Source organism: Bradyrhizobium sp. 76, assembly GCF_023073025.1.
Lineage (GTDB): Bacteria > Pseudomonadota > Alphaproteobacteria > Rhizobiales > Xanthobacteraceae > Bradyrhizobium.
The window spans coordinates 388,373-414,038 of record NZ_JADPIS010000149.1; the positions used below are offsets into that span (position 1 = coordinate 388,373).

26 protein-coding genes and 1 pseudogene are annotated in these 25,666 nt (G+C 64.3%); 15 read left to right on the forward strand and 12 right to left on the reverse strand.

Annotation, left to right across the window (positions count from 1 at the left end):
- Positions 1–109: 109 nt before the first annotated feature.
- On the reverse strand, positions 110–799 hold the full coding sequence (locus IVB48_RS37285) for an HAD-IA family hydrolase (protein ID WP_027517257.1): 690 nt from the start codon (positions 797–799) through the stop codon (positions 110–112).
- Positions 800–975: 176 nt separating this feature from the next.
- On the opposite strand from IVB48_RS37285, the gene rpiA reads away from it, so the two are divergent.
- The 3 genes from rpiA to gor are packed head-to-tail and all read left to right on the forward strand — an operon-like array spanning position 976 to position 3,653.
- A complete protein-coding gene (gene rpiA, locus IVB48_RS37290; RefSeq protein ID WP_247360366.1) occupies positions 976–1,689 on the forward strand; it encodes a ribose-5-phosphate isomerase RpiA in 714 nt (237 codons plus the stop codon).
- A 2-nt stretch (positions 1,690–1,691) separates the two neighbouring features.
- Positions 1,692–2,210, forward strand: coding sequence for a DUF2059 domain-containing protein (locus IVB48_RS37295; protein WP_027569412.1), 519 nt, complete (start codon positions 1,692–1,694; stop codon positions 2,208–2,210).
- 54 nt (positions 2,211–2,264) lie between these two features.
- Positions 2,265–3,653: a glutathione-disulfide reductase gene (gene gor, locus IVB48_RS37300; RefSeq protein WP_247408087.1), complete on the forward strand. Its 1,389-nt coding sequence runs from the start codon at positions 2,265–2,267 to the stop codon at positions 3,651–3,653.
- Positions 3,654–3,659: 6 nt separating this feature from the next.
- Here gor and IVB48_RS37305 read toward each other — a convergent pair whose 3' ends face one another.
- The 7 genes from IVB48_RS37305 to IVB48_RS37335 all read right to left on the reverse strand — a co-directional run bounded on the left by IVB48_RS37305 (position 3,660) and on the right by IVB48_RS37335 (position 12,138).
- Complete coding sequence (locus IVB48_RS37305) at positions 3,660–4,799, reverse strand: hypothetical protein (protein ID WP_247408090.1); 1,140 nt, start codon at positions 4,797–4,799, stop codon at positions 3,660–3,662.
- Positions 4,800–5,382: 583 nt separating this feature from the next.
- On the reverse strand, positions 5,383–6,609 hold the full coding sequence (locus IVB48_RS37310) for a carboxylate-amine ligase (RefSeq protein WP_247408091.1): 1,227 nt from the start codon (positions 6,607–6,609) through the stop codon (positions 5,383–5,385).
- A gap of 21 nt (positions 6,610–6,630) precedes the next feature.
- Positions 6,631–7,458, reverse strand: a complete 828-nt coding sequence (locus IVB48_RS37315; protein WP_027569417.1) for a class II glutamine amidotransferase — start codon at positions 7,456–7,458, stop codon at positions 6,631–6,633.
- Positions 7,459–7,550: 92 nt separating this feature from the next.
- Complete coding sequence (locus IVB48_RS37320) at positions 7,551–8,177, reverse strand: FMN-binding negative transcriptional regulator (protein WP_247408094.1); 627 nt, start codon at positions 8,175–8,177, stop codon at positions 7,551–7,553.
- A 74-nt stretch (positions 8,178–8,251) separates the two neighbouring features.
- On the reverse strand, positions 8,252–9,718 hold the full coding sequence (locus tag IVB48_RS37325; RefSeq protein ID WP_247408095.1) for a PLP-dependent aminotransferase family protein: 1,467 nt from the start codon (positions 9,716–9,718) through the stop codon (positions 8,252–8,254).
- 50 nt (positions 9,719–9,768) lie between these two features.
- The gene (locus tag IVB48_RS37330) at positions 9,769–10,365 is read right to left on the reverse strand and encodes a redoxin domain-containing protein (RefSeq protein WP_247286700.1); all 597 of its coding nucleotides are present in this window, start codon (positions 10,363–10,365) and stop codon (positions 9,769–9,771) included.
- A gap of 15 nt (positions 10,366–10,380) precedes the next feature.
- Positions 10,381–12,138 (reverse strand): MOSC and FAD-binding oxidoreductase domain-containing protein, encoded by a 1,758-nt coding sequence (locus IVB48_RS37335; protein ID WP_247408097.1) that lies wholly within the window; start codon positions 12,136–12,138, stop codon positions 10,381–10,383.
- A gap of 165 nt (positions 12,139–12,303) precedes the next feature.
- Between IVB48_RS37335 and IVB48_RS37340 the strand changes: the two genes are divergently transcribed.
- The 5 genes from IVB48_RS37340 to IVB48_RS37360 all read left to right on the forward strand — a co-directional run bounded on the left by IVB48_RS37340 (position 12,304) and on the right by IVB48_RS37360 (position 15,033).
- On the forward strand, positions 12,304–12,684 hold the full coding sequence (locus tag IVB48_RS37340) for a nuclear transport factor 2 family protein (protein WP_027569421.1): 381 nt from the start codon (positions 12,304–12,306) through the stop codon (positions 12,682–12,684).
- Between the two features lie 260 nt (positions 12,685–12,944).
- Positions 12,945–13,418 (forward strand): tellurite resistance TerB family protein, encoded by a 474-nt coding sequence (locus tag IVB48_RS37345; protein WP_027569422.1) that lies wholly within the window; start codon positions 12,945–12,947, stop codon positions 13,416–13,418.
- 2 nt (positions 13,419–13,420) lie between these two features.
- Entirely contained in the window at positions 13,421–13,783 is a 363-nt protein-coding gene (locus IVB48_RS37350; protein WP_027569423.1) for a hypothetical protein, read from the forward strand.
- Positions 13,780–14,415, forward strand: a complete 636-nt coding sequence (locus IVB48_RS37355; RefSeq protein WP_247408099.1) for a TerC family protein — start codon at positions 13,780–13,782, stop codon at positions 14,413–14,415. Before IVB48_RS37350 ends, IVB48_RS37355 begins: the two co-directional genes overlap by 4 nt.
- Before the next feature lie 33 nt (positions 14,416–14,448).
- Positions 14,449–15,033 (forward strand): TIGR00645 family protein, encoded by a 585-nt coding sequence (locus IVB48_RS37360; RefSeq protein ID WP_027517271.1) that lies wholly within the window; start codon positions 14,449–14,451, stop codon positions 15,031–15,033.
- Between the two features lie 129 nt (positions 15,034–15,162).
- Here the strand turns inward: IVB48_RS37360 and IVB48_RS41500 are convergent.
- A pseudogene (locus tag IVB48_RS41500) lies at positions 15,163–15,663 on the reverse strand (AraC family transcriptional regulator); the annotation flags it as partial.
- On the opposite strand from IVB48_RS41500, the gene IVB48_RS37370 reads away from it, so the two are divergent.
- Complete coding sequence (locus IVB48_RS37370) at positions 15,580–16,011, forward strand: hypothetical protein (protein ID WP_247408100.1); 432 nt, start codon at positions 15,580–15,582, stop codon at positions 16,009–16,011. The pseudogene IVB48_RS41500 and the gene IVB48_RS37370 overlap by 84 nt on opposite strands.
- 101 nt (positions 16,012–16,112) lie before the next feature.
- Here the strand turns inward: IVB48_RS37370 and IVB48_RS37375 are convergent, their stop codons facing one another.
- The gene (locus IVB48_RS37375; protein ID WP_027569426.1) at positions 16,113–17,051 is read right to left on the reverse strand and encodes a LysR family transcriptional regulator; all 939 of its coding nucleotides are present in this window, start codon (positions 17,049–17,051) and stop codon (positions 16,113–16,115) included.
- Between the two features lie 157 nt (positions 17,052–17,208).
- Here IVB48_RS37375 and IVB48_RS37380 point away from each other — a divergent pair, with 157 nt between their 5' ends.
- A complete protein-coding gene (locus IVB48_RS37380) occupies positions 17,209–17,784 on the forward strand; it encodes a hypothetical protein (protein ID WP_247286690.1) in 576 nt (191 codons plus the stop codon).
- Between the two features lie 33 nt (positions 17,785–17,817).
- Here IVB48_RS37380 and IVB48_RS37385 read toward each other — a convergent pair whose 3' ends face one another.
- Positions 17,818–18,900, reverse strand: a complete 1,083-nt coding sequence (locus tag IVB48_RS37385) for a substrate-binding domain-containing protein (RefSeq protein ID WP_027569428.1) — start codon at positions 18,898–18,900, stop codon at positions 17,818–17,820.
- A gap of 113 nt (positions 18,901–19,013) precedes the next feature.
- On the opposite strand from IVB48_RS37385, the gene IVB48_RS37390 reads away from it, so the two are divergent.
- A complete protein-coding gene (locus tag IVB48_RS37390; RefSeq protein ID WP_247408814.1) occupies positions 19,014–20,498 on the forward strand; it encodes an aldehyde dehydrogenase family protein in 1,485 nt (494 codons plus the stop codon).
- 187 nt (positions 20,499–20,685) lie between these two features.
- A complete protein-coding gene (locus IVB48_RS37395) occupies positions 20,686–20,949 on the forward strand; it encodes a hypothetical protein (RefSeq protein WP_247408103.1) in 264 nt (87 codons plus the stop codon).
- A gap of 7 nt (positions 20,950–20,956) precedes the next feature.
- Here IVB48_RS37395 and IVB48_RS37400 read toward each other — a convergent pair whose 3' ends face one another.
- A complete protein-coding gene (locus tag IVB48_RS37400; protein WP_247408106.1) occupies positions 20,957–21,853 on the reverse strand; it encodes an alpha/beta fold hydrolase in 897 nt (298 codons plus the stop codon).
- A 181-nt stretch (positions 21,854–22,034) separates the two neighbouring features.
- Here IVB48_RS37400 and IVB48_RS37405 point away from each other — a divergent pair, with 181 nt between their 5' ends.
- The 3 genes from IVB48_RS37405 to IVB48_RS37415 all read left to right on the forward strand — a co-directional run bounded on the left by IVB48_RS37405 (position 22,035) and on the right by IVB48_RS37415 (position 25,631).
- Entirely contained in the window at positions 22,035–23,423 is a 1,389-nt protein-coding gene (locus IVB48_RS37405; protein ID WP_085395858.1) for a 3-deoxy-7-phosphoheptulonate synthase class II, read from the forward strand.
- Between the two features lie 4 nt (positions 23,424–23,427).
- A complete protein-coding gene (locus tag IVB48_RS37410; protein ID WP_018459355.1) occupies positions 23,428–23,781 on the forward strand; it encodes a diacylglycerol kinase in 354 nt (117 codons plus the stop codon).
- Between the two features lie 92 nt (positions 23,782–23,873).
- Entirely contained in the window at positions 23,874–25,631 is a 1,758-nt protein-coding gene (locus IVB48_RS37415; protein ID WP_247408108.1) for an NAD+ synthase, read from the forward strand.
- Positions 25,632–25,666 lie beyond the last annotated feature (35 nt).

Below are 25,666 nucleotides of genomic sequence, written 5' to 3' on the forward strand. Positions count from 1 at the left end.
ACATCCCCGGGCGAAGTTAGGAGCGTCGTTCGAACCAAGCAACCGGCCGGCCGCGCATAGTTAGTAGATGGTTAACGCGGGATTCTGCGAAATAATCAAGATATCTCAGCTACTTGAGAGCTTCCTGCGCAGTCATCAGGCTGCTGGCGGCGGCCGGAAGGTCGCGCATGTGATGGATCAGCCGGTCCGGCTTCAGCTCGGCGATCGGCACGTCCGTATAGCCGAAGCTGACCCCGATCACGGGAACTCCGGCGCGCCGGGCCACGCCGACATCGGGTCCGGCATCGCCGACCATGATGCTTGCTTTGACCTCCCCGCCGGCCCGCGCCACCGTTTCCCGGAAAATGGTCGGATCGGGCTTCTGCACGCCAAAAGTGTCAGCGCCGCAGATCGCCGCGAAGCGCCGGCTCAGGTCGAGCTGGTCCAGCAGGCGCTTCGACAGCCATTCCAGCTTGTTGGTGCAGACGGCGAGGCGATGGCCCTGGGCCGCAAAATGGTCGAGCGCGGCCTCCAGCCCCTCGAAGGGCCGGGATTCGACGGCGATATTGTCGGCGTAATAGGCGATGAAATCGGCCGTCATCCGGTCCATGTCGGCAACCGTGACGCTGCGGCCCTCGGCTTCCAGCCCCCGCTCGATCAGCTTGCGGGCGCCGGCGCCGATCATGTTGCGGGCCGAGGCCATCGGCACGGGCGGCAGCCCTTCGCGGTCGAGCACGTAATTGAGCGCGGTGATCAGGTCGGGCGCCGTATCCACAAGCGTGCCGTCGAGATCGAAGACGATGGTGTGGGAGGGGATCATGGCCCAGCGCTACCGGCCCGGCCCCGCCCGCGCAAGGGCCGAAGCCATAAGATCACCTTATAAGGTGGGCCCGGAGGCCTGTTCCCCCAGACCCTGTTCTCCGAGGGAAAACGAGGCTACACAGGCCGCCGCAAGCCTATCGGGCAGCACTCTCGTAATTCAGGGACGGCGCAAACGTGAACATGGACCAGTTGAAGCGGCAGGCTGCGGCGCGCGCCCTCGAGGACGTCCGAGACGGCATGCAGCTCGGGCTCGGCACCGGCTCGACCGCAAAACATTTCGTCGAACTGCTCGGCGAGCGGGTCCGCACCGGACTGAAAGTGATCGGCGTGCCGACCTCCGAGGCGACGCGCCTCGATGCAATTCGCTGCGGCGTGCCGCTGACCACGCTGGACGAGATCGACCATCTCGACATCACCGTCGACGGCGCCGACGAGATCGACACAGAACTCAATCTGATCAAGGGCGGCGGCGGCGCGCTGTTGCGCGAGAAGATCGTGGCGGCCGCCTCGGATCGCATGATCGTGATTGCCGACGACACCAAATGGGTGCCGACACTCGGCCGCTTTCCGCTACCGATCGAAGTCATTCCGTTCGGGCTCGGCGCAACGCGACGCGCGATCGAGAAGGCGTTTGCGGAATGCGGCGTTTCCGGGCAGATGGCGGTCCGCAAGGGCAAGGACGGCCACGTTTTCGTCACCGATGGCGGCCACTGGATCGTCGATGCCCAGCTCGAAAAGATTGAGGATCCCGCCCGCCTCGCCACGGCGTTGAGCGCGATCCCCGGCGTCGTCGAGCATGGTTTGTTCATTGGCTTGGCCAGTTCGGCTGTTTTGGCCGGTGGCGAGGGAATTCGCGTGATTGAACGGCGAAAGCCGAAAGGAGACTAGGAATGAAGAGCGTTTTGAAATTGTTGCCGGTCGTGACCCTCGCTGTGGGACTGGCCCTCTCGGTCGCCCCGGCCGGGGCCCAGCAGGCAGCGGCGCCGAAATCGTCGCCGGCCGCCGTGGCGGCGGCCAAGGAGATCCTGACGATCAAGAACGCCAGTGCGATGTACGCCAACGCCGTGCCCGGCCTGGTCGATAAGACCAAGATCGCGCTGATCCAGCAGAACCTCAACTACCAGAAGGACCTCACCGAGGTCGCCCAGATCGTAGCCCAGCAGCTCAAGGGCCGCGAAAGCGAAATCGGCGATGGCATGGCGCAGGTCTATGCCAGCGAGTTCACCGAGCAGGAGCTGAAGGATCTCGTCACTTTCTACAAGTCGCCGCTGGGCAAGAAGCTGATCGAGGCCGAGCCGCGCGCCATCGGGCTGAGCATGGCCTTCATGAACTCCTGGGCCCAGAACTTCTCCGAGACCGTGATGGGCAACTTCCGCGCCGAGATGCGCAAGCGTGGCAAGGAAATCTGACAGTCCCTATCTGATCAGAATCCGGATCATGTTCTGAAGAGGTCGGAGTGGACAATGGCTGAATTCGACGTCGACCTCTTTGTCATCGGTGGCGGTTCGGGCGGCGTGCGTGCCGCCCGCATCGCGGCTGGTTACGGCGCCCGCGTGATGATCGCGGAAGAGTACCGCATGGGCGGGACCTGCGTGATCCGCGGCTGCGTGCCGAAGAAGCTGTTCGTCATTGGCTCGCATTTCCGCCATGAGATCGAGGACGCCGCCGGTTTTGGCTGGACCGTTCCGCCTGCGACCTTCGACTGGCCTACGCTGATCGCCAACAAGGACAAGGAGATCGCGCGTCTGGAGGCGGCTTATACCGCCAATGTCGAGAAGTCGGGCGCGCAAATCGTCAAGAGCCGCGCGGTGATCGAGGACAAGCACACTGTCCGCCTGCTCGAGAACGACAAGAAGATCACCGCAAAATACATTTTGATCGCCACCGGCGGCGCGCCCAATCACGGCGCTCCGATTCCCGGCATCGAGCACGTGATCTCCTCCAACGAGGCGTTTCACCTGACCAAGCTGCCGAAGCGGATCGTGATCCAGGGCGGCGGCTACATTGCGCTGGAATTCGCCGGCATCTTCGCCGGCTTCGGCTCCGACGTCACAGTCATCTATCGCGGCGACAACATTCTTCGCGGCTTCGATGAGGACGTTCGCGGCCACGTCCGCGCCGAGATGGAGAAGCAGGGCATCACCATCCTCACCGGCTGCACGGTGGCGAAGGTCGATCGCCATGGCGAGGAATTCACCACGCATCTGTCTAACGGATCGAGCCTCGCCTCCGACCAGGTGATGTTCGCGATCGGCCGCCATCCCGCCGTCGCCAATCTCGGCCTGGAGAAGGCCGGCGTCGCCATCAACCCGCGGAACGGCGGCATCGCGGTCGACCATTTCTCGAAGAGCTCGGTCGACAGCATCTATGCGATCGGCGACGTCACTCATCGCTTCAACCTGACGCCGGTCGCGATCCGCGAGGGCCACGCGTTCGCCGACACCGTGTTCGGCAAGCGCGAGGTGCAGGTGGATCACGCCAACATCCCGACCGCCGTGTTCTCGCAGCCGGAGGTCGGCACCGTCGGCCTCACCGAGACCGAGGCGCGCGCGCAATTCAGCCATGTCGACATTTACAAGACCACGTTCCGCCCCATCAAGGCGACGATGTCAGGCCGCGATACCCGCGTGCTGATGAAGCTCGTCGTCGACGGCGCCTCCGATCGCGTGCTCGGCTGTCACATCGTCGGCGATGCCGCGGCCGAAATCACGCAGGCGGTCGCGATTGCGGTGAAGATGAAGGCGACCAAGGCCGATTTCGATACGACGATCGCGCTGCATCCGAGCGCGGCCGAAGAGCTCGTCACCATGCGCACACCGACCGCACGCCACGTCCGCCAGGCGGCGGAGTAACTCCGCTCAGCCATAGAGGTAACCGACTGGCTTGCCCTCGGTGCGCAGGGGACGGATGTCCTTCTGTGTGATGATCTGACCGGCGAGGCCGTCGATCTCGTCGCGTTGCGTCGGCGTCCAGCTGCGGAGGTCGTTCATGCCTTTGAGGAGGCCGAGCCGAAGGACCTGCGTGTTCTCACCCACGCCGACGAGACTTGTGGCGTTCTTGCCCGCTGTCACCACATCGCCGGCCGTGAGCTCAAAGGTCTCACCAGTCTTGTTCTTGAATTCGGCCGTGCCGCGGATGACGCGGTAGATCACGACCTCGCCCTTGGCGAAACATGTAGTGTTGGCTGCTGCCGACGCGCTCTTGGGCAAGAGCGATTGGCCGCGCGGATCGGTTGCGATGATGTGGCCGGTGACGAGATGTCCGCTCGGGACTTCGATCCCGATATCGCGCACATAGACCGGCATGGATGATTTGACCGCGCTGTCGGTGAGCGGTTTGAACAGGGCATCCAGCGCCAGCGGGTCCTGGAGCCAAAAACCTGCGTCCGCAGGGCGATCATGGAGAGAGTGGCTCCAGGCCACACGCGGCGTCTCGTCTTCGTTGATCTGATCCGGGCCGACAATGGTCGGGTTTGGAAAGGTCGTCGGATCGGTGATGAAGGCTTCGAGGAATTTGCCGGAATAGCCCATGGAAATTGGATCCGGCACCACCGTTTGTGGCGTCTTCAAATTCTCTTCGGTCGACAGTCCCGACCAGGTGTAGAACAGCTGGCGGTGCACGATCGCGCTTTGCAGCATCACCGCGCCGGGGCCGACATTGTAGAAGCGCCCGTCGTAATCGAAGGTGAACGCGCCCGAGGTGACCAGCACGAGCTGAAAGCCGCCCGGCGGCAGATGAAGGTGGAAATCTGTGGGACCGGTGTCGGGCAGATAGATCGGCAGATTGGTCGCGACTTCGTGCAGCAGGAAAGTTTCGTTGTTGGTGTGAAAGCCCTCGTTGGCGCGATTGTAGAGGGCTTGGGGCCGGTACGTCGCCTCGAACTTTGCATTCCGGTCGCGGTCGATCGCCACAAACTCCTGAGCGTTGAGGCGAAGGGGGGCACCGTCCGGGCGGGTGAGGCCGGTGATTTTGAGATCGCCGGCGGCATGCACGTTCATGGCATTCTCCGATTCTAGACCGCTCACCCTGTCTCTCGGCGCACGCTTCTTGCTGCTCCAACGCGAGAGCAGGGATCAGGCCTGATGCTGCCTTGCGAATTTTGGGCCAGTCGAGGCGCCGCGCGGCACGGAGGCTTTGTGCCTCGCCGCCACCCGAAGAAAAATCGAGGTTGCACCTGAGGTTAGATGACACGCTGGACCCGCCTGCATAGCCATGTTCGCCCGGTCTGCAAACCTCGCGACGAGACGTGTCTTGTCTAATTTGTCGGCATTCTGGCGCGGACGTGCAGCCGCGCCGATCAGGAGAAGTCGGCGGCCGGATGTCTGAAGCCGTTCATTCGAAAGATCGACGGAGGGTCCGCTCGGGCTTGCCGTACGGGCTGTCAGCCCATTTCGCCATGTCCACTGCACGCGCCTCGATGAGCTCGCACCACAGGCAGCTGAGCTCCGCGCGACCTTTGGCCGAGAGCATCGGAATGAGGCCATGGCCACAGCTGGCGCAACATTTGACGCGATTCATGGTTCTCTCCGCGACCTTCCGGATTCAGAAGCGACATCGTTGCTCCCGAAGCTTGCGCGGGCGCTATGAGGGCGCGGGAACGCCGGCGGCCGGGGTGCTCGTTCCCGAGGTCGTCGCGTCTGCGATCCAGCGCGACACCGCGGCGATGTCCTCCGCATTGTCGCGGAAGGCGCGAAGCTGGAATTCAGCCGAGCTGCCACGTTCGACGATGGTACGACAGTGTTCGACCTCGGCGGCGCAGTTCAGCGCGGCGGCGTCTTCGGCGATGTCCTCGATCACCCGGGAGAGCAGCTCGGAGATCTCGACCGGCCCGTCCTTGGAGGCAAAGATGCAATCGGTGCCGTAACGCTGGGCGCGCCATTTGTTCTCCACCGCGATCGCGCGTTCGACCGCGGTGACCTCCTTCGAGAGGTGAGGCCGCAGGTAGAGATAGCGGGTCAGGCAGCGATAGAGCGAGGCAATGGCAACGGCGTCGTCGACGAAGGTGCAGGTATCGGGCGCACGCAGTTCGAGGGTCGGGTGCTTCATGGAGGGGCGCATGGCCCACCAGATGTGGCTTTCATCGGGGATCACGCCGGAGCGCTGCAACGCGCCGATATATTCGTCGTAATCCTGCCTGCTCTCGAACAATTCTGGCAGGCCGGTGCGCGGCAGCTCGGAATAGGCGGCGAGCCGATAGCCCTTCAGCCCGGTCTTGTGTGAATTCCAGAACGGCGAGGAGGCCGACAGGGCGATGAACAACGGCAGATGCGGCAGCATCGCTCGCATCACTGCCATGCGCTTCTCGGGATCTGGCAACTGGACGTGCACATGCATGCCGCACATCAGGTTGCGGTGGCCGATGCTGCGCAGATCCTCGATCATCTCCTCGTAGCGCGGCTTCGGGCTCGGCTGCGACATGCGCCAGACCGCGGTCGGATGCGTGCCGCAGGCCATGGTCACGAAACCGTATTGTGCCGCGACGTTTGCGACTTCGCGACGCAGGAAGCGAAGCTCTTCGCGCGCGTCGGCGACGTCGACATGAACGTTGGTGGCGACCTCGAGCTGCGACTGCAACATCTCCCGCATCGCCTGGCCGCCGGTGGACCAGTTCGCAGATTCGAAAAGCTCATTCGGGGTCTGGATCGCGACCTCAAGGCTGCGCCGATCGGCGAGGAAGTATTCCTCCTCGATGCCGAACGAATATTCCGCGGCCTTGCCGCGTCCGCCGGCGGAGCGAATGACGAGGTGCTGCTTGTCTTCCGAGGAATCGAGCCGCAGCAGTTTCAAAACGTCTGATGCAAATGTCATTGTGCCACCCGGCCAAGGTATTTACCTGCGGGCGATAATCCTTCTGACAGGGGCGGGTTCCGCGTCGGCCCCACCGGAAATTGCAAGGTCGAACGGAACAATTTTCGCGCTTTCGGACGCACGTGCGACCAGCGCGTGATTCGGGGGCACTTCCGTCCAATCCGTTTCCTTGTCGAACGGCTCGGACACCACGATGACCTGGCCGCCGGCCTCGCGGAAATACAGCGTGTTGGCGGCATCGTTGACGGCGACCCGGAAGGCATAGAGATCCCGGCCGTTGGCGATGGCGCTGGTGAAGCGGAGCCGCTCACGAAGCTCGCCTTCGTTGACGAGGCCGACGAGGGCTCGCAGCACGCGATGCGTTGCGCCGAGCGGATCGGCATCGAGTCCCGCGCCCATCATGGCGAGAAACACGGCTTCTGAATCGGTCGTGCCTGTCCGCGAGGGGTAGTAGGCATCGGGGATCAGCGCCTCGACCTTGCGCCGCAGGCGATTCCAGCTGCCGACGAAGCCGTTGTGCATGAACATCCACTGGCCGCAGGCAAAGGGATGGCAGTTCTGCCGCGTCACTGCCGTGCCGGTGGCGGCGCGCACATGAGCGAAGAACAGATGCGAGCGCAAATGGCGGCAGAGGTAGCGGAGATTCTCGTCCGACCAGGCCGGGCGTGTTTCACGATAAAGACCAGGCTCCGGATGCTCGCCGTACCAGCCGAGACCAAAGCCGTCGCCATTCGAGCCGGCGGTCGACTGGAGCGAGCGGATGCTTTGCGCGATCAGCGAATGCTCGGGCTCGGTGACGTAGGGTTCGAAAGACGTGGTCTCGCCCCGGTATGCGATCCAGCGACACATGGGAATCCTGTCAGGAGATGCTTGCTGAAATGTATCAACGAACCTGACAGGACGATGGTTCCCGACAGCGAGTGTCGGGAACCAAGTGGCCACTACACCGGAACCGGAATCAATGGCGCAACTTCGCGATCATCCGCGTTCTCGCTCGCTGCGAGACCTTGTGCGACGCCGACGCGATCGGCCTCGGGACGGTTCTGGCTCATCTTGCGCTTGCCTTCGAACCGCACGACGGGAATGCGCACGCCGACGATTCCGCGCAACTGCGCGGCGATAAAATCGGCAGGGGCATCCGTAACGGCCCAAGGCTTGGCACGCGATCCTTCATGCCTGTTCGTGAGCCGCGTCACGACGTCGAGCAGGCGCTCGGGGTCTTGAAAGAATTCGACTGGGCCGTAGGCATGCACGGCGACGTAGTTCCAGGTCGGCACGACCTTTTCGGTTTCCTGCTTGGTCGCATACCAGGACGGCGTCACATAGGCGTCGGGACCGCCAAAGATCGCCAGCGCCTCTCCGATCGGCGGCAGTTTCCATTGCGAATTGGCTTTCGCCACATGTCCGTACAGCACGCCATGCTCGCCTTCGCCCTCGTCGAGAAAGAGCGGCAGCGGCGTGGCGACGGGGCCTTCGCTGGTGGCCGTGACCAGGCTGGCGAGGCGGGCGCCGTGAATGGTCGCCCGGATGCTCTCGATGTCGTCCTTGAAGGCGGGAGGGATGTACATGGTCTATCTCCGATGTTGGTCTGGAGATAGCCGGAATCTGGCCTGTAAGAAACTGCCAGTTATCGTCTATTTGATCAGTCCAGTTCGGCGACGGCCTGTGCAAGAAGCCTGCAGCCGCGCTCGATTTGTGCGACCTCCAGTGCCGAATAGCCCATGACGAGGCCGACTGTCTTGCGCGGTCGGCGAGGTCCGACGAACAGTGCCGAGACGGGATAGATGCCGACGCCCTTGGAATGGGCCTCCTTGATCAACGCGTCCTCTCGCTTCTGCGGCAGGTCGTCGAACCACGCCACGATGTGCAGGCCGGCGGCAGTGCCCTCGATCCGGACGCGATCCCCGAACCGGCGGCGAAGCGCGTCGAGCAGCGCTCGCTGGCGTTCGGCGTTGCGCCGGCGCACGCGCCTGATGTGGCTGTCATAGGCGCCGCTTTCGAGCATCGACGCGAGAGCGTCCTGCTCGATCAGCGGCGTGTGCCTGTCCATGATCTGCTTGGCCGCGGCGAACAGGGATCGCAGGGCGGCGGGCACAACAAGATAGCCGATCCGCAAGGTCGGCGAGAGCGTCTTGGAGACGGTGCCGAGATAGATCACATTGCCGCCGCCTGCCAGCGCGTGCAGGGGCGGGATCGGCTTGGTGTCGTAGCGATACTCGCTGTCGTAATCGTCCTCGATCACGTAGGCGTCGTTTGCCCTGGCCCAGGCGAGCAATTGGTGCCGGCGTCCGATCGGCATGACGCCGCCGAGCGGATATTGGTGCGACGGCGTGACATAGGCGAGGCGGGCTTCGACGCCGTCGAGCCGCGTGGTCTCCAGTCCATCCGCGTCGACCGGGATCGGGATCGTCTCGGCGCCCGTCGCCGCAAAGGTGTGCCGCGCCATCTGGTAGCCGGGATCCTCCATCACGAAGCGCTCGCCGGCGTCGAGCAGCAGGCGCGCGCAGATGTCGAGGCCCTGCTGCGAGCCGTTGACGACGACGATCTGATCGACCTCGCAGCGGACGCTGCGCGACCGCCAGAGATAGCCTTGGAGTGCGGTCCGCAGCCGCAGCGCGCCGCAGGGATCGTCATAGGCCAGCCGCTCGGGCTTGCGCGCCATCGCGGCAGTCACGGCCTTCTTCCAGGCCACTACCGGGAAATCCGACGGCGCGAGCTCGCCATAGCGGAAGTTCGCGACAAGCCCGCGCGGCGGCTCGGTCCAGCGCGGCGGGTCTTGAAGCAATCGGTCCCCGAAGGCCGACAGCCGCACCTTCCGCGCCGCCGCTCGCGACACGATGCGCGCGTGTCCCCGCTCGACTACGGCGCGGGCCACCCGCGGCCGCGCGCCATGGCGTGTCTCGATGAAGCCCTCGGCGGCGAGCTGTTCGTAGGCGATCGTGACGGTCGAGCGTGCCACGCCCATTTCGCCGGCCAGCGCGCGCGAGGACGGCAGCAACCCGTCGATCCCGTACACCCGCGCCAGGATCTGATCTCTCAAGGCCTCGTAGATCTGGCGCGCGCCCATGCGGTCGGCACGGAGAGCAGGATTGGTCTTCATCTGGATCATCCACATTCCAAGCCGGCATTCGCCCGAGCGGACGATGTCGGAATGTGGTTCTAGTCCCGTTCGCCGAGAGTTTCGACGTAAGCCTTGCCGTAGGGATGAAAATGCTCCTTGCGGCCCTGGTCCCACAGTGCCCTGAGGCCGGGCGCCGCGATGTCCCAATCCGGCCGGCACTTCATGCCGACTGCCCTGAGGTCCTGGCGGAGTTCTTCGACGGTTGGACGGCCGAAGAACCAGTAGCCGTTATAGATCTTGTGAATGACAAGGCCGGGCTCGAGCACGACCACGTGCGGAATCATCGGATTATGGACGGGGTCGGTGTATTCGGCGATGTCGAGATCTTTCTGAACGAGGCGCCGCGAATCCGAGAGGAAGGGCCAGTGCGCTCCGACGCCGCTGCGATATTCACTGGTCTGGGTGATATTGTCGGTCGTGATCGTGACCATCCGGCAATAGCCCACCTCCATTTCGCGATGGAGTTGCAGCAAGCCTTCGGCCTGGCGGCGATCCTTGGGACAAAATCCACCGCGGCCGAGCACGAGCACCATCGGATCGCCCGCCTGCAGCTCGGAGAGCTTTCGATGTTTGCCGGTGTGGTCGCTGAGCTCGTAATCAGGGAAAGTTACTCCCGGTATCATGTCAGGTCGCATTACGCTCTCCCAGTTTTACAGATCAATCACGACGTCGTTTCGGGGCCGTGAGCAGCAGATCAGGACATTGCCGTCCGCCGGCGGATCGAGCGGATCCGGCGCATAGTCGACCGTCCCCGCGATCAATCCGCTCTCGCAATTATGGCAGACGCCGGTCCGGCACGACCAGCGCACGGGGACGTCGCAAGCTTCGGCCAATTCCAGCAGACTGGCGTAGGCCGGTCCCCAGCACACGTTGAGGCCGCTGCGGGCGAACGAAACCATCGGGCCGGGGCCAGGAGCGCCAACCGGCGAGTGCGCTCGCTTCTGCGGGGAGGACGCTATGCCGGGCGTCAAGGATGGTCCGGCGCCGAACAATTCGGTGTGGATGCGATCCGGTGCGATGCCCAGCGTTGCGAGGCCAGCTTTCAGATCGCTCATGAAAGCTGCCGGTCCGCACAGATAGAAATCGCCGTCACGCGGCACGCTCAGGGTCTGGAGCAGGCGTCCGTCGAGATGTCCGGCTGTATCGAACGCCACATTGAGACGATCGTCCGGGTCAGGCGCGCTGTAGCAGACGTGGCTATGGTGACGAGAGAGCCCACCTAGCAACTCGCGCGCCTCGGCGGCGAATGCATGTTCGCGGCCGTTGCGGGTGCCGTGCAGCCACCACACGTCCCGCGTCGTCCCTTCGGCGGCGAGGGCGTGGAGCATTGCGAGTACCGGAGTGACGCCGATGCCGGCGCTCAGCAGGACGACGGGACGCGCATCTTGCCGGAGCGTGAAACTGCCGCGTGGCGCACCGAGCTGCACGGCAGCGCCGTCCACCAGCTCGTCGGCGATGTAGCGGCTGGCGGCGCCGTGCGCTTCGCGCTTGACGCTGATGCGATAGGACGCGGCATCGGCGCCGCTCGACAGCGAATAGCTGCGCGTCATCGCCTGCGCAGCGGAAGGTTCGAGCCTGATGACGACGAATTGACCGGGCAGGGCGGCCGCCACGGGATGTCCGTCGGCGGGTTCGAGGATCAGCGACGTCACGTTGCCGCTTTCGGCGATCTTGCGCGCCACGCGAAATGAGCGGAATCCGCGCCAGGCCGGAGGAGGGCTCGCCGCCGGCCCAAGTCCGGCGTTTCCCGCGATCTTGTTGTCCTTCTGCTGCTCGAGCAGCGCCGCGAATGAACGCTGCCACCCGCGGCTCAGCGCGGGAATCTGCAGCGCGCGCTCCAGGCGTTCGCGCGGATGAGGCGGCAGGTAAAGCAGCGCATTGACCTCGAACACGCTCATGCGCTCGGGTCCCACAGCGATCTGTTTGATCTCGTCACCGGCTTCGACGTCGCCTTCCTCGAGCACACGGAAATAGAATCCGGGCCGCCCGTGCCTGACCAGCAGCGCGGCCATGTCCGGCTCGTCCATCCGAATGCCGAGCCGGTAGCAGGTGACGCGCGGCTGCGTCACTTCGAACAGGGCAGAGCCGATCCTGTAGCGGTCTCCGATGCACACGTTGGTGTCGGCGAGGCCCTCGACCGTAAAGTTCTCGCCGAACTGGCCATGAACGAGGTTCGATCGACCGAGATGCTCCTGCCAGTGCCGATAGGATTCGTCCTGATAGACGAATACGGCACGATGTTCGCCGCCATGACCGGCCGTATCGCCCTGGCCGTCGCCATCGATGTTGAGCCGGCGCACCCTGCGCGGGCCTGTGACCTGCGCCTTCCAGATGCCGGTGTGGACGGTCCGACCCTGCCAGGCGACGTCGCGCGGCAGGCCGACATTGATTGAAAGCAGACGTGCCATTGTTCCCGATCTGGCTGCGCGGTTCTGCCGTCATCCTTGCAGCAAGAGGGCGTTTTTGGCTCGTTAGTCGTTGTTAGAGGTTGCGAGCAAGCCTTGCCACCGGCGGCCCTGAGGCCAATCTGAGATGCCGTAACGCCAACGCAATCGGGACAACGGGAGGCCACGATGGATGATCAGGGCAAGCTGGCCGCGCTCCAGCGGCATTGGGACGCTTCGGATGCGAACGATTTCGAGGCCGAGCACGACATCTATCGCGGGGACGCGGTGCTCGACTATCCGCAATCCGGCGAGCGCATCCGCGGTCGCAGCAACATCCAGCAGAGCCGGTTCGTGCAACCGAACAAGAAGCGCTTCACGGTTCGGCGAATCGTCGGCGGTAACGATCTCTGGGTGAGCGAATTCGTGCTGACCTATGACGGGGTGCCGTCTTACGTGGTGAGCATCATGGAATTCCGCGACGGCCTGGTGGCGCACGAGACGCAGTATTTCGGCGACAGGTTCGAGCCCTCGCCCTCGCGGGCGCATCTTGTCGAGCGGGTGGAGTAACACACGGAACCCGATGCGGCGGCTGGTCGCAGTCGCGTCGCCTTGATTCCGACAGTCCCATCTTTATGTGTGGAAGGAACAAGAATCCGGGCCCCTCTGGCGAGGACGCCGACGCTGTCGGCAAACCTCGTGATGTCGGATGACCTGTCCCGCGCGAATGCGATGGATCGGCCGATCGTCGGGCCTTCTTGAGAGTCTCTCCGACCCAATCGTCCCCATCGCAGCTCCGTGCGGTCATTTCGCAAGATAAGGGAGCAACGATGTCCGACGCCAAGCATTCCAATCCGATCGAAATCGAGATCACCGAGCCGTCCAGCCTGAACGAGCAGGCTGCGGTGGCGCTGGTGATCGTCGGCGCGCTGGTTGCGGTTGCCGACCGCCAAGTTTCGCCGGTCGAACGCGACGAGGTCGTCCGTTTCATCCGGGATCGCAAGCTGGCGCCGCACATATCGGAGGACCGGCTCTACGCCATGTTCGACGAGCTTGCCGAACGACTCGAGGAGCCGGATTTCGCCAATGTGGTGATCGAGAATTTGCGTCCGGTTTCGGACCTGCCGCTGTCGGCTCATTTGATGGAACTGTCGGAGCGCGTCGCGGCCGCCGACGAGGACGTGCATCCCCACGAAGTGCAGGCGATCAAGCTGTTGCGCCTGCTGACGCTGGTGCTGCCGCGCGCAAAGCAGGTGGCGCCGGGTGCAGTGCGGGCCGAACAACGCATCGCCGCCGAGGAGTAAGCATGAGCGTAGTTTCGGACGAAGATAAGACAGGGACTGCGGGTGCTACCGGCCAGATGGCCGGCGGCGACCCGCGCCTCGACAAGCTCGTCCGTCGCCTCCCGCCACGCATGGGTGACACCGTCACCTATCTGCTCAAGCCGTCCAGCCGCTGGGTGAGAATCCCCTCGGGCGCGCTGCTTATTGTCGGCGGCGTGCTCTCGTTCCTGCCGGTGCTCGGAATCTGGATGCTCCCGCTCGGCCTCGCTTTGCTCGCAGAAGACGTTCCCGCACTGCGATCCTCGCGCGGCAAGGTTTTGGATTGGGTCGAGCGGAAGAAGCCACAATGGCTCGATCCTGCCGCACCGAAAAATGACCAATCATGACTGAATTCATCACCACCGAAGCGCTGACCGCGCTGCTTCAGGTCGTCCTGATCGACCTCGTGCTCGCCGGCGACAATGCCGTCGTCATCGGCCTTGCCGCAGCCGGCCTGCCGGCCGAGCAGCGCCGGCGCGCCATCGTCGTCGGCATCATCGCCGCCACTGCGTTGCGCATCGTCTTCGCCGGAGTCGCGACCCAGCTTCTGCAAGTGATCGGGCTGTTGCTCGCCGGTGGCGTGCTGCTGCTCTGGGTCTGCTGGAAGATGTGGCGGGAGCTGCGCGAACAGTCCGCGCATGCGAACGAGCTCGCTTTCAGCCATGGCGGCAGCAGCGCTGCTCCTGCCTCCCAAAAGACCTTCAAACAGGCGGCCGTGCAGATCGTCGCCGCCGACGTCTCGATGTCGCTCGACAACGTGCTCGCGGTCGCGGGCGCCGCGCGCGAGCATCCCTACATCCTCGCCTTCGGCCTGTTATTGTCGGTCGCGCTGATGGGCGTTGCCGCCGATTTGCTCGGCCGCGTGCTCCAGAAGCAGCGCTGGATCGGCTATGTCGGCCTCGCCATCATCGTTTACGTCGCCTTCGAGATGATCTATCGCGGGTCGCTCGAGCTCGCGCCTGTGATCGCGAGTCTCTGAGGCAACGTGCCTGTCCATCATCCGGAGTTATCAATGACGTCCGAACCCAAAGCACCTTCGGCGGTTTCCGTGCCGGCGCCGCAAATCGGCGCGTTTGCCCAACTCATCTTTGGCTCGCGCTGGCTGCAGGTCCCGCTTTATGTCGGCCTGATCGTCGCGCAGGCCGTCTATGTGCTGCTGTTTCTGAAGGAGCTCTGGCATCTGGTCGTGCACTCGTTCGACGCCAGCGAGCAGCAGATCATGCTGGTCGTGCTCGGGCTGATCGACGTCGTGATGATCTCGAACCTGCTGGTGATGGTGATCGTCGGCGGTTACGAGACCTTCGTCTCGCGCCTGAACCTCAGCGGTCATCCGGACGAGCCCGAATGGCTCAGCCACGTCAACGCCAGCGTGCTCAAGATCAAGCTTGCGATGGCGATCATCGGCATCTCCTCGATCTCTCTGCTCAGGACCTTCATCGAGGCAGGTAATCTCGGCACGACGCGGAGTAATTTCACCGAGAGCGGCGTGATGTGGCAGGTGCTGATCCACTTGACCTTCATCATCTCCGCGATCGGCATCGCCTGGGTCGACCGCCTCGGCGATAGCGGCCAGCGCAAGGGAGCCGGCCACGGCTGAGCGTGACACACGGCCGCTCAAAGACCGAAGGCTGCGCTCAGGGACGTCGGCTCCGCGCCAGCGTCTCGGAGGCGTCTCGCCGAACGCCAATCTGTAGCCGCGCGAGAACTCACCAAGATGCCAGAAGCCGTTGCCGAGCGCTGCGGCCTTGACGCTCATGCCGCCGCCTCCGACCATGAGCTGGATGCGGGCGGACCACAGCCGCTTGAGGCGCAGATAGTGGTGCAGGCTCACGCCGTGCACTGCGTGCGCGGCCGTCTGGAGCGTACGCACCGATACGCCGAGCGCAGAGGCGAGGTCGTCACTGTAGAGTGCCTTGCTGCCGGACCACATGACCATTTCGTCGAGGCGCGCGATCAGCTTGCGGTGCTTGGCGAACGATCCGCGTCGCGCGGTTAGCCCGCCTGCCGGCGCGAGCGCATCGTCGAGGCAGGCGAGCAGCGTCTCCTGGATGGGTCGGTTGAGCGCCTCGAATTGCCGGGGATCGTTGCACGCCGAGGCGAGCGAGAACATCTCCAGGATAGCGGTACGCAGGCGCGCCATCGGATGGTCCTGCGCGCGAACATATGCGAGGCCCGTGTCGAAATCCGTCCAGCCGCGATGACGCATGTCCGAGTTGAAGCGCAGCATCAGGTAAGTGTTGGGATGATGCTCGATCGCATCTACGGGCGCTTTGCCGCGCATCATGGCAATCGTGGAATTGTCGACCTCGCGGCCGTTGGAGGTGGAGTGAAACGCGAGGGGGACAACGAGGCCGACACCATTGTCCGTGCCGATCTCGGCCTCAAACCGCCGTGCAAAGGAGCGCTGGAGCACGAACAGCCCATCCTGGAGCGGCAGGATGGCGCGAGACAGCGAGAATTCGCGCGGGCGGAGCGGCGTGCTGATGCCGAGGCCGAGCACTTCGTTGGCGCGAAACTCGGCGAAATCCGAGAAGCGCTCGATGCCGAGGATTCGCGAAGGCTTCAGCCGACATAGCGGCATCTCGGAATCCTGGCGTGAGGGATGAGCCGCAAAATACAAACGGTATCAGATGGTCGACCATCGGCCCTATCCCGGAAGACTACTGCGACGCTTCATCACGCAACCTGCGGATAGGCCGCGTTTTCCCGCCGCTCGCGCTCGCCCAATTCGCGCACCAGCTCCTGGAGGAAGGATTCCGTGTGGGCGGGCAGGGTGCGCTCGGCGCGAACGTAGATGCCGAGATCTGACCACACCGGACTGCCGGCGTTGTCGAGCGGCAGGAAGACGAGCCGGCTGTCGCGCGACAGTCGGTCGATGCCGAGCTGGGTCTGGAAGGCGACGCCGACGCCGCGCGCGGCGAGCTCGCGCATCAGGTCGATCGAGTTGGCCTGGATGGCAGGCTCCGGCGTCTCGGACAGCTGCGCGATCAGCGGCTGGAGCAGATGGTAGATCGATAGCTCCGGCAGCGCGTGGATGACTGGAAAGGCGAGACATTGGGTCAGCGTGACCGTCTTGCCGCGCGCCAGGGGATGATCGCACGCCACGACCGCGCCGAGGCGAAACCGCTTCAACGCGACCTGGCGCAGATCCGGCGGATGGCGAAGCGCCATGGCGATACCGATGTCGGCCTCGCCGCGGCTCAGGGCCTCCAGCACATCCGACGATCCCTTCACCTCGGTGGTGAAGCTGACGCGCCGGGCGCGGCCGCGATGGGCGGCTATCAGGTCCGGCAGCACCGACTCCGTGAGCGACTCGATGCAGGCAATGCTGACAGTGCCGTGCCACGTCCCGGACAGGGACGCGACGTCCGAGCGGAAGCGGTCGAGGTCCTGGAGCACGTTCATGACGTGCCGGGCCAACATCTCGCCGACCGTCGTCAGCGTCAGGCCGCGCGCATTGCGCTCGAACAACGGTGACCCAACCTCTTGTTCAAGCTTGAGAATCTGGCGGCTTACGGCGGACGAGGCAACGTTCAGCAGGCGCGCCGCGGCCCGGATCGAACCGGTGCGGCGAACGGCGTGGAAGTACTGGATGGCCGGTGAGTGAAAGCGCATGGGACCCCCGGCTGGATTATAGCTGTTGCTGAAACGGCATCAACATGTGCGAAATTCTGTGCTTTTCGAGCGCGCTCCTCCCACCTAGGTTCGCCGCCGGATTGCCGGTTCCGCCAGACCGTCATGCCATGCGCAACGAGGCGCCAGGGGATTCGGGGTGGACGAGAACATTGTTTGCGAGGTCGCGCCGGACACGCGCCTGGTCGATCGCCGTCGCGCGGCCGCCTATGTCGGCGTGACCGCCGGACGCTTCGAGCAACTGGTGCGCGACAGCGTCGTGCCACCGCCTGTTATGGTGGACAACAAGCGGCGCTGGCCGCTCGCGTTGCTCGACGTTGCGAAGGACGCGGTTGTCACCAGCAGTATGCCGAGCCTGCCGCAGGTGATGGTTGAGATTGCGCAGGACGCGCGTCTCTGCGAACGGGCCCCGGCACCGGCCTTGCACGAACTGCCGGACCAGGCCTGGTTCGAGCAGCGCGCGCGGTTCGTTCAACGCGTGCGCCGCTCACTGCTGTCGGGCAACGAGATCCGTCTCTTGCGCGAGTTCAAGCTGCTCAGGCAGAACCAGATCAGCATGTTCGGCTATTACGGCAGCTTCGAAGCCCTGATGGTGCGCGGCTACATCGTCGAGCTCGCGCGAAAGCCGCCGTCGAGCCGTCCGCTGGTGACGTACCGGCTGACCGCGCAGGGCGAGCGGGTCCTGTCGGCGCTGAAGGACGAGCCGGCGATCTGACCGGCGCGGACAAGGCGACGGCATCCTTCGGCATCATCGCACGGCGTGCATCTCCAGAAACGCCTTCACGCCGGTGACGGTGCCCGTGTCCGACGGCACATAGCCGGGTAGTGTCGCGACGGCCGCGCGAAAATCGGCGCTGCGGATGATCTCCAGGATGCGCTGCATCGGCTCGGTGTCCAGGAACGCGCGCTTGCAGACGAAGAAATAATCCTCGGTCAGGAGCCGGATGAAATCGAGGCCGAAATGCCGGGCCGCGGCTTCGACGCCGAAACTCGCGTCAGCCATGCCGCTCGCGACATAGGCTGCGACCGCGGCGTGGGTGAATTCGATCTGCTGCGCGCCGTTGATGCGGCTCTCGTCGATGCCGTTTGCTGCAAGCAGTTGGTCGAACAGAAGCCGCGTGCCGGAATCGTGATCGCGGTTGACGAAGCGGACTTTGGGTCCGGTGAGATCATCAAGCGAAGCGATGCGCAGCGGATTGCCGCGCGCGACCATCAATCCCATTTCGCGTGTGACGAAGCTGATGATGCGATCCTCGCGGGGATCGAGCCATTCGCGCGCAGCCTTGATGCCCTGGGCGCGCAGCGCGCCGTGCGGCAGATGCAGGCCGGAGAGATCGCAGGCGCCCTGCGCCAGCGAGACCAGCGAATGCTGGTTGCTGACATAGCGCAGATCGACGCCGATGCCGGGCTCGCGGTCGAGGAATTCGCGCAGTTTTGCGACCGCAAAGCCGTGGCTGGCATGCACGCGGATCACCGACGGGCGCTGCTCGAGGAATGGCTTGATCTCGCTTGCCAACTCCTGCGCCAAATTTTCAAGCTGAGGTCCGAGCCGGGCCTGCATGCGCTCGCCCGCCCACACCAGCCGCTCGCCGAACGGTGTGAGCTTTGAGCCTTTGCCGCGCTGGGTCTCGACCAGCGGCGTGCCGAAGAACTCCGACCATTGCTCGATCAGATTCCAGACATGGCGATAGGAGAGATGCGCGTCCTTGGCCGCGCTGGTGATCTTCCCGGTTCTCCTGATCTCGTTGAGGACGCCGAGCATGATGATGGCGGTGCGCGGATTCCCCTCGCGGCGAAACCGCCAGACGGCCTCGATCTCGATCTGAAGCATCGGTCTTCCTTATGAACTGCACTTCATATGATGGTGGTCCATTTGCAATCCATATCATATTTACTCCCGTCCCTAGGCGCCTAGTCTGGTATACCAGAACTGGAGAAGATATGATGTCCGTTGCATATGACTTTGTGCATTCGCCTGCGAGCGAGTTCATGTCCCGCCCACAGCATCTGCTGATCAACGGCCGCCGCGTCCCCGCTAGCTCCGGTCGCACCTTCAAGTCGCTCAATCCGGCCACTGGGCAGGTCATCGCCGTCGTCGCCGAAGGCAACGAGGCCGACGTGGAGCATGCGGTCGCCGCCGCGCGCCGCGCTTTCGAAGGTCCCTGGCGCACGATGCGGGCGTCCGAACGCGGCCAGATCCTGCTGCGCTGGGCAGACCTGCTCAAGGTCCACGCCGAGGAGATCATCGAGCTCGAGTCGATCGACGCCGGCAAGCCGATCTCCGCGACATCGCGGCAGGATTTTCCGGCCGCCGTCGACACGCTGATCTACTACGCCGGTTGGGCCGACAAGATCAGCGGCGACGTCGTGCCCGTGCGCGATGATGCCCTGACTTACACCGTGCGCGAGCCGGTCGGCGTGGTCGCGGCGATCGTGCCCTGGAATTTCCCGCTGATGATCGGGATGTGGAAGCTCGCGCCGGCGCTGGCCTGCGGCTGCACCATCGTGATGAAGCCGGCCGAGCTGACCTCGTTGTCGGCGCTACGCATCGCCGAGCTCGCGCTCGAAGCCGGCCTGCCGGCGGGCGTCTTCAACGTCGTCACTGGCCCCGGCCGGGTCGTCGGCGACGCGCTGGTCAATCACCCTGACGTGGACAAGGTCACCTTCACCGGCTCTCCCGGTGTGGGGCGGGGAATCATGAAGGCCGCCGCAAGCAACTTCAAGCGCATCTCGCTCGAGCTGGGAGGCAAGTCGGCCAACGTCATTTTCGACGATGCCGATCTCGAAGCCGCATCGAAAGCTGCGGCTTCCGGCATCTTCTTCAACGCCGGCCAGGTCTGCTCGGCCGGCTCCCGCGTGCTCGTGCAGGAGAAGGCCTATGACGAGGTCGTCGAGCGACTGGCGGCGCGCGCGAAGTCGCTCAGGATCGGCGACCCGCTCGACCGCAAGACGACGCTCGGTCCCGTGATCTCAGAGAAGCAGATGAAGTCGATCCTCGACTATGTCGAGATCGGCCGGAAGGAGGGCGCGACCCTCGTCACGGGTGGCGAGAAGGTCGGCGACCGCGGCTACTTCATCAGCCCCGCGGTGTTCGCGAATGTCGCGCACGAGATGCGGATCTCGCAGGAGGAGATCTTCGGGCCCGTCGTCAGCGTCATCAAGTTCAAGGACGAGGCCGACGCTTTGCGGATTGCCAACGGCACGGCCTACAGCCTCGCCGCCGGCGTGTGGAGCCGCGACATCGGCAAGCTGCAGCGCTTCGCCAAGCGGGCGCGCGCGGGCACGGTCTGGATGAACACCTATGGCTATACCGACGTGCGGCTGCCCTGGGGCGGCGAGCGCGACTCCGGCCTCGGCCGCGAGCATGGCACCGCCGCGCTCGACAATTTCACCGAGCCCAAGGCTGTCTGGATGAATCTGGCCGTCTGATACCTCCCGAGCGGCCAAGCCTGGAGCCCGCCTGCCCCCACGTGCAGGCGGGCTCCTTTTTCGAGATCGATAGAATTGTCTGCATTCCGCTCAGCGGCGGCAAACCCTGCGGACAAGAACTGTGCGGCCTTAAACTCCGGCTTTGGAACCGGCGTGCATCCTGCCTGCAACAGGGTGGGGCATCAGCATGTCAGTTCTCAGGGAGGTCGTCGTCGCGGTCGCGGGAGTCTATGCGCTCCTGTTCGCGTGCGACGCAGTGTTCGGGGTCGGCGAGGCACGCTTCGACGACGCCTATTACAGCGCCAGCTTCTACGCACCGCGGCCAAAGGAGTTTCGTTTCGCCGGCGATACGCCGCCGGCCGTCCGCGTCAGCGAGGCGTTTGCGCAATTCGCGCCGGGCGAAGTCAAGCCGAACAAGCGCTACTCGTCGCTGACCACGATCCTCCGGTAAGCGAAGTCTACTCTCCCTGGATCCATTCCGCGACGCCGCGCCACAATGTGTCGCGGTGGTCGGGGCGGAAGAAGCCGAAATGGCCGATCGCCTTGGCGCCGACGTCGGACGGCTTCACGTTGAGCACCTCCGGCTTGATCGCGGTGAATCCGCTCGCAAGCAGCTCGACCGCGGGCCGCGTCGCCCAGGGATCGTCGGAAAAGCAGAGTGTGCGCAACTCGCCCTTGAACTTGGCGAAATTCTCCAGCTCAGGCAGCTTTGAATCGAAGAGATAGCGGGGGCTCGAGACCCACTCGGCCCATTGCAGGAAGACGCCCTTGGGCAAATCCTCACCGATGCCGGCCCAGCCCGGCGCGTAACCGAGCGCGTGCACGAGCGGCACACCGACAAAATTCATGAAGGCAAAGACGCGGTATTTTTCCGGTGACGTCATCAGCCGCCAGGTCGCGGCCTGCGAGGCCACGAACGCGGCGCGCGAAATCTCCGTGTTGTTCGCGATTAGCCCGAGGGCCTGGCCGCCAAAGGAGTGGCCGATATAGGCGAGAGGGAGAGTGTTGTACCGCTCGCGCATCCAGTGCACTGCGGCGGTAACGTCGAGCGCGGCCCAGTCCGACATCGAGGCCTTGAAGCCGACCAGCGATTTCGGCTGGTTGTAGCCAACCATCGCCGGCAGCCGGGAGTCCCCGATGCCGCGATAGTCGTAGGTCAGGACCGCGCAACCGCGATGGGCGAGATAGGAGGCAAAGCCGCGATAGATTTTTCGCGGGACGGCCGTCGCCGAATTGACCAACACGGCATGACGTTTGGTGCCGCGCGGCAAGAATAGCGTACCGCTCAGCGCATACCCGTCGGTCGCCGGGAAGCTGATCTCGTCGATGAAAACGTCGTCCAGTGCCACGTCCATGGGCCGAAGGTATCTTGCCAGTTTCCAAGCCGTTTCCCAGCAAATGCGAATTTGGCTTTCCCCGCAAGGCTTTGCAGTGCCAGATGGATTTACAACTGGCGGCCGGTGGCCAGCCTGTGTATAAGGCGACCCTCGCAACCCACAGATCAGGTTGTGCTTTTTGCTTCACGGAGAGATTGCGATGTCCGAGCGGTGGACGCCCGAGTCCTGGCGCAGCAAGCCGGTGCTACAGGTGCCCGATTATCCCGACGCCAAGGCCCTGGCCGACGTCGAGGCGCAGCTTGCGACCTTTCCGCCGCTGGTGTTCGCGGGCGAGGCGCGCAATCTGAAAAAGGCGCTGGCGCGGGTCGCGGCCGGTGAGGCCTTCCTGCTGCAGGGCGGCGACTGCGCCGAGAGCTTTGCCGAGCACGGCGCCAACAACATCCGCGACTTCTTTCGCGTGCTGCTCCAGATGGCGGTGGTGCTGACCTATGCCGGCGCCGTCCCGGTGGTGAAGGTCGGGCGCGTCGCCGGCCAGTTCGCAAAACCTCGGTCCTCGCCGATGGAGAAGATCGACGGTGTCGAGCTGCCGAGCTATCGCGGCGACATCGTCAATGACATCGCCTTCACCAAGCAAGCGCGTGTCCCTGATCCGCAGCGCCAGCTGATGGCCTATCGCCAGTCGGCCGCGACGCTGAACCTGCTGCGTGCCTTCGCGACCGGCGGCTACGCCAATCTCGGCAGCGTGCATCAGTGGATGCTCGGCTTCCTCAAGGATAGTCCGCAGTCCCGCCGCTACAAGGAGTTGGCCGACCGCATCTCTGATGCGCTCAATTTCATGCGCGCCTGCGGCCTCGATCTCGAGGCCCACCCGGAGCTGCGCGCCACCGATTTCTACACCAGCCACGAGGCCCTGCTGCTCGGCTACGAGCAGGCCATGACCCGCGTCGATTCCACCACCGGCGACTGGTACGCGACCTCGGGTCACATGATCTGGATCGGTGACCGCACCCGCCAGCTCGACCACGGCCATATCGAATATTTCCGCGGCATCAAGAATCCAATCGGGCTCAAATGCGGACCGTCGCTCAAGCCCGACGAACTGCTGAAGCTGATCGACGTGCTCAATCCCGACAACGAACCGGGCCGGCTGACGCTGATCGGCCGCTTCGGTTCCGACAAGATCGGCGAGCACCTGCCGAACATGATCCGCGCCGTAAAGCGCGAGGGCAAAGTGGTGGTCTGGTCGTGCGACCCCATGCACGGCAACACCATCACCTCGACGTCAGGTTACAAGACGCGGCCCTTCGACCGCATCCTGTCGGAGGTGAAGTCGTTCTTCGCGATTCACGCCGCGGAAGGCACCCATGCCGGCGGCGTGCATCTGGAGATGACCGGTCAGGACGTCACCGAGTGCCTCGGCGGCGCCCGCGCGATCACCGACGAGGATCTCAACGACCGCTATCACACGGTCTGTGATCCCCGGCTCAACGCCGAGCAATCCATCGACATGGCTTTCCTGGTCGCAGAACTGCTCAAGCAGGAACGCGCCGGCAAGGTCAGGCCGATGCCGGTCGCAGCGGGGCTCTGAGACCTTGCTGCGGATCTGGAAGGCCACGATCAATTCCCGTAACGGTCTGGCCTTTGCGTTCCGCTCGGAGCAGGCCGTCCGCGAGGAAATCGTTGCGCTCCTCTTGTCGCTGCCGCTTGCATGGTTCGTCGGCGCGACCGCGATGCGCGCGGTCGAGCTGATCTGCGCGGTCGCGTTCGTGCTGGTGGTCGAACTGCTCAATACGGCGATCGAGAAGCTTGCCGACCGGCTGACCATGGATCACGACAAGCAGATCGGACGGGTCAAGGACATGGGCTCGGCCGCGGTCGGTGTTGCGCTCCTGATGGCCGGCGCATTCTGGATCATCGCCATCATCGAGCGATTGGGATTTCTCTAGAGTGCTAATCGCGCTTTAGGTTGTTGTTTTGAGCATGATCTTTTCGGAAAAGCGCTTCACATTTTTCCGGATCATGCTCTGATCGGAGCGCCATGACCGAACGTCTCAACGCATTCGCGGTCACGCTCGCCCAGCTCAATCCGACCATGGGCGACATCGACGGAAATGCCGCGAAAGCGCGCGCGGCGCGCATGCAGGCAGCCGCCGACGGCGCCGATCTCGTGCTGTTTCCGGAATTGTTCATCGCCGGCTATCCGCCGGAAGATCTGGTGCAGAAGCCTTCCTTTCAGGCAGCTTGCCGCGCTGCGATCGAAGCGCTGGCGCGCGAGACCGCCGATGGCGGGCCGGCCATGCTGGTCGGCACGCCCTGGGTCGAGGAGGGCAGGCTCTACAATGCCTGCGCGCTGCTCGATGGCGGCCGTATCGCTGGCCTACGCTTCAAATGCAATCTGCCGAATTACGGCGTGTTCGACGAGAAGCGGCTGTTTTCGCGTGGCCCCGCGGCCGGCCCCGTCACCGTGCGCGGCGTGCGCATCGGTGTGCCGATCTGCGAGGACATCTGGCTGGAGGAGTCCGAGGATTACGAGAACGTGGTCGAGACGCTGGCCGAGACCGGCGCCGAGATCATCCTTGTGCCGAACGGATCTCCTTATGCCCGCAACAAGGCCGACGTGCGTTTGTCGGTCGCGGTCGCGCGCGTCACCGAGAGCGGCCTGCCGCTGGTCTATCTCAACCAGGTTTGCGGGCAGGACGAACTTGTGTTCGACGGAGCTTCCTTCGCGCTCAACGGCGACCTTTCGCTCGCAGCGCAATTGCCGGCGTTCGCGGAGAGCGTCACCACACTGCGGTTCACACGAAGCGGCGACGATTGGCGCTGCACCGGTCCGATCGCCGCGCCGCCCGAGGGCGACCACGCCGACTACGCGGCCTGCGTGCTGGGTCTGCGCGACTACGTCGCCAAGAATGGCTTTCCTGGTGTGCTGCTCGGGATTTCCGGCGGCATCGACTCCGCGCTGTGCGCCGCGATCGCGGTCGACGCGCTGGGTGCGGATCAGGTGCATGGCGTGATGCTGCCTTATCGCTACACTGCGGCAAGCTCGATTGCCGACGCCGGCGAGCTCGCCGGCCATCTGGGCATCCGCTACGAGGTGCTGCCGATCGCGGAAGCGGTGAACGGGTTCGAGACCATCCTGTCCGGCGTCTTCAAGAATCTGCCGCCCGATGTCACCGAGGAAAATCTCCAGGCCCGGACTCGCGGCACGCTGCTGATGGCGATCTCCAACAAGACCGGCCTGATGGTGGTGACGACAGGCAACAAGTCGGAGATGTCGGTCGGCTACGCCACGCTCTATGGCGACATGAACGGCGGCTTCAACCCGATCAAGGACATCTACAAGACGCAGGTGTTTCGGCTGGCAAGCTTGCGCAATTCGTGGAAGCCCGAGGGGGCGCTGGGGCCGGAAGGCGAGGTGATCCCGCCCGACATCATCACGCGTCCACCGACCGCGGAGCTGCGCGAGAACCAGACCGACCAGGATTCGTTGCCGGCTTACGACGTGCTCGATGCCATCCTGGAGCGTCTGATCGAGCGCGAGGAGCCGCTCGACACGATCATCGCCGCCGGCTTCGACCGCGAGACGGTGACCCGCATCGACCATCTCCTTAACGTCGCCGAATACAAGCGGCGCCAGGCCGCGCCCGGCGTCAAGGTGACGGCCAGGAATTTCGGCCGCGACCGCCGCTATCCCATCACCAACCGCTTTCGCGATAAAGGCGAGCAGCTCGCCGCCCCGGACGAGACGCTGGTGTCGCGTGGGAGCAAAGCCTCGATCGACGCATTCGAGGGGTGAGGCTGGCCGAAGGTCGTGGGATGGACGGTTCGTCA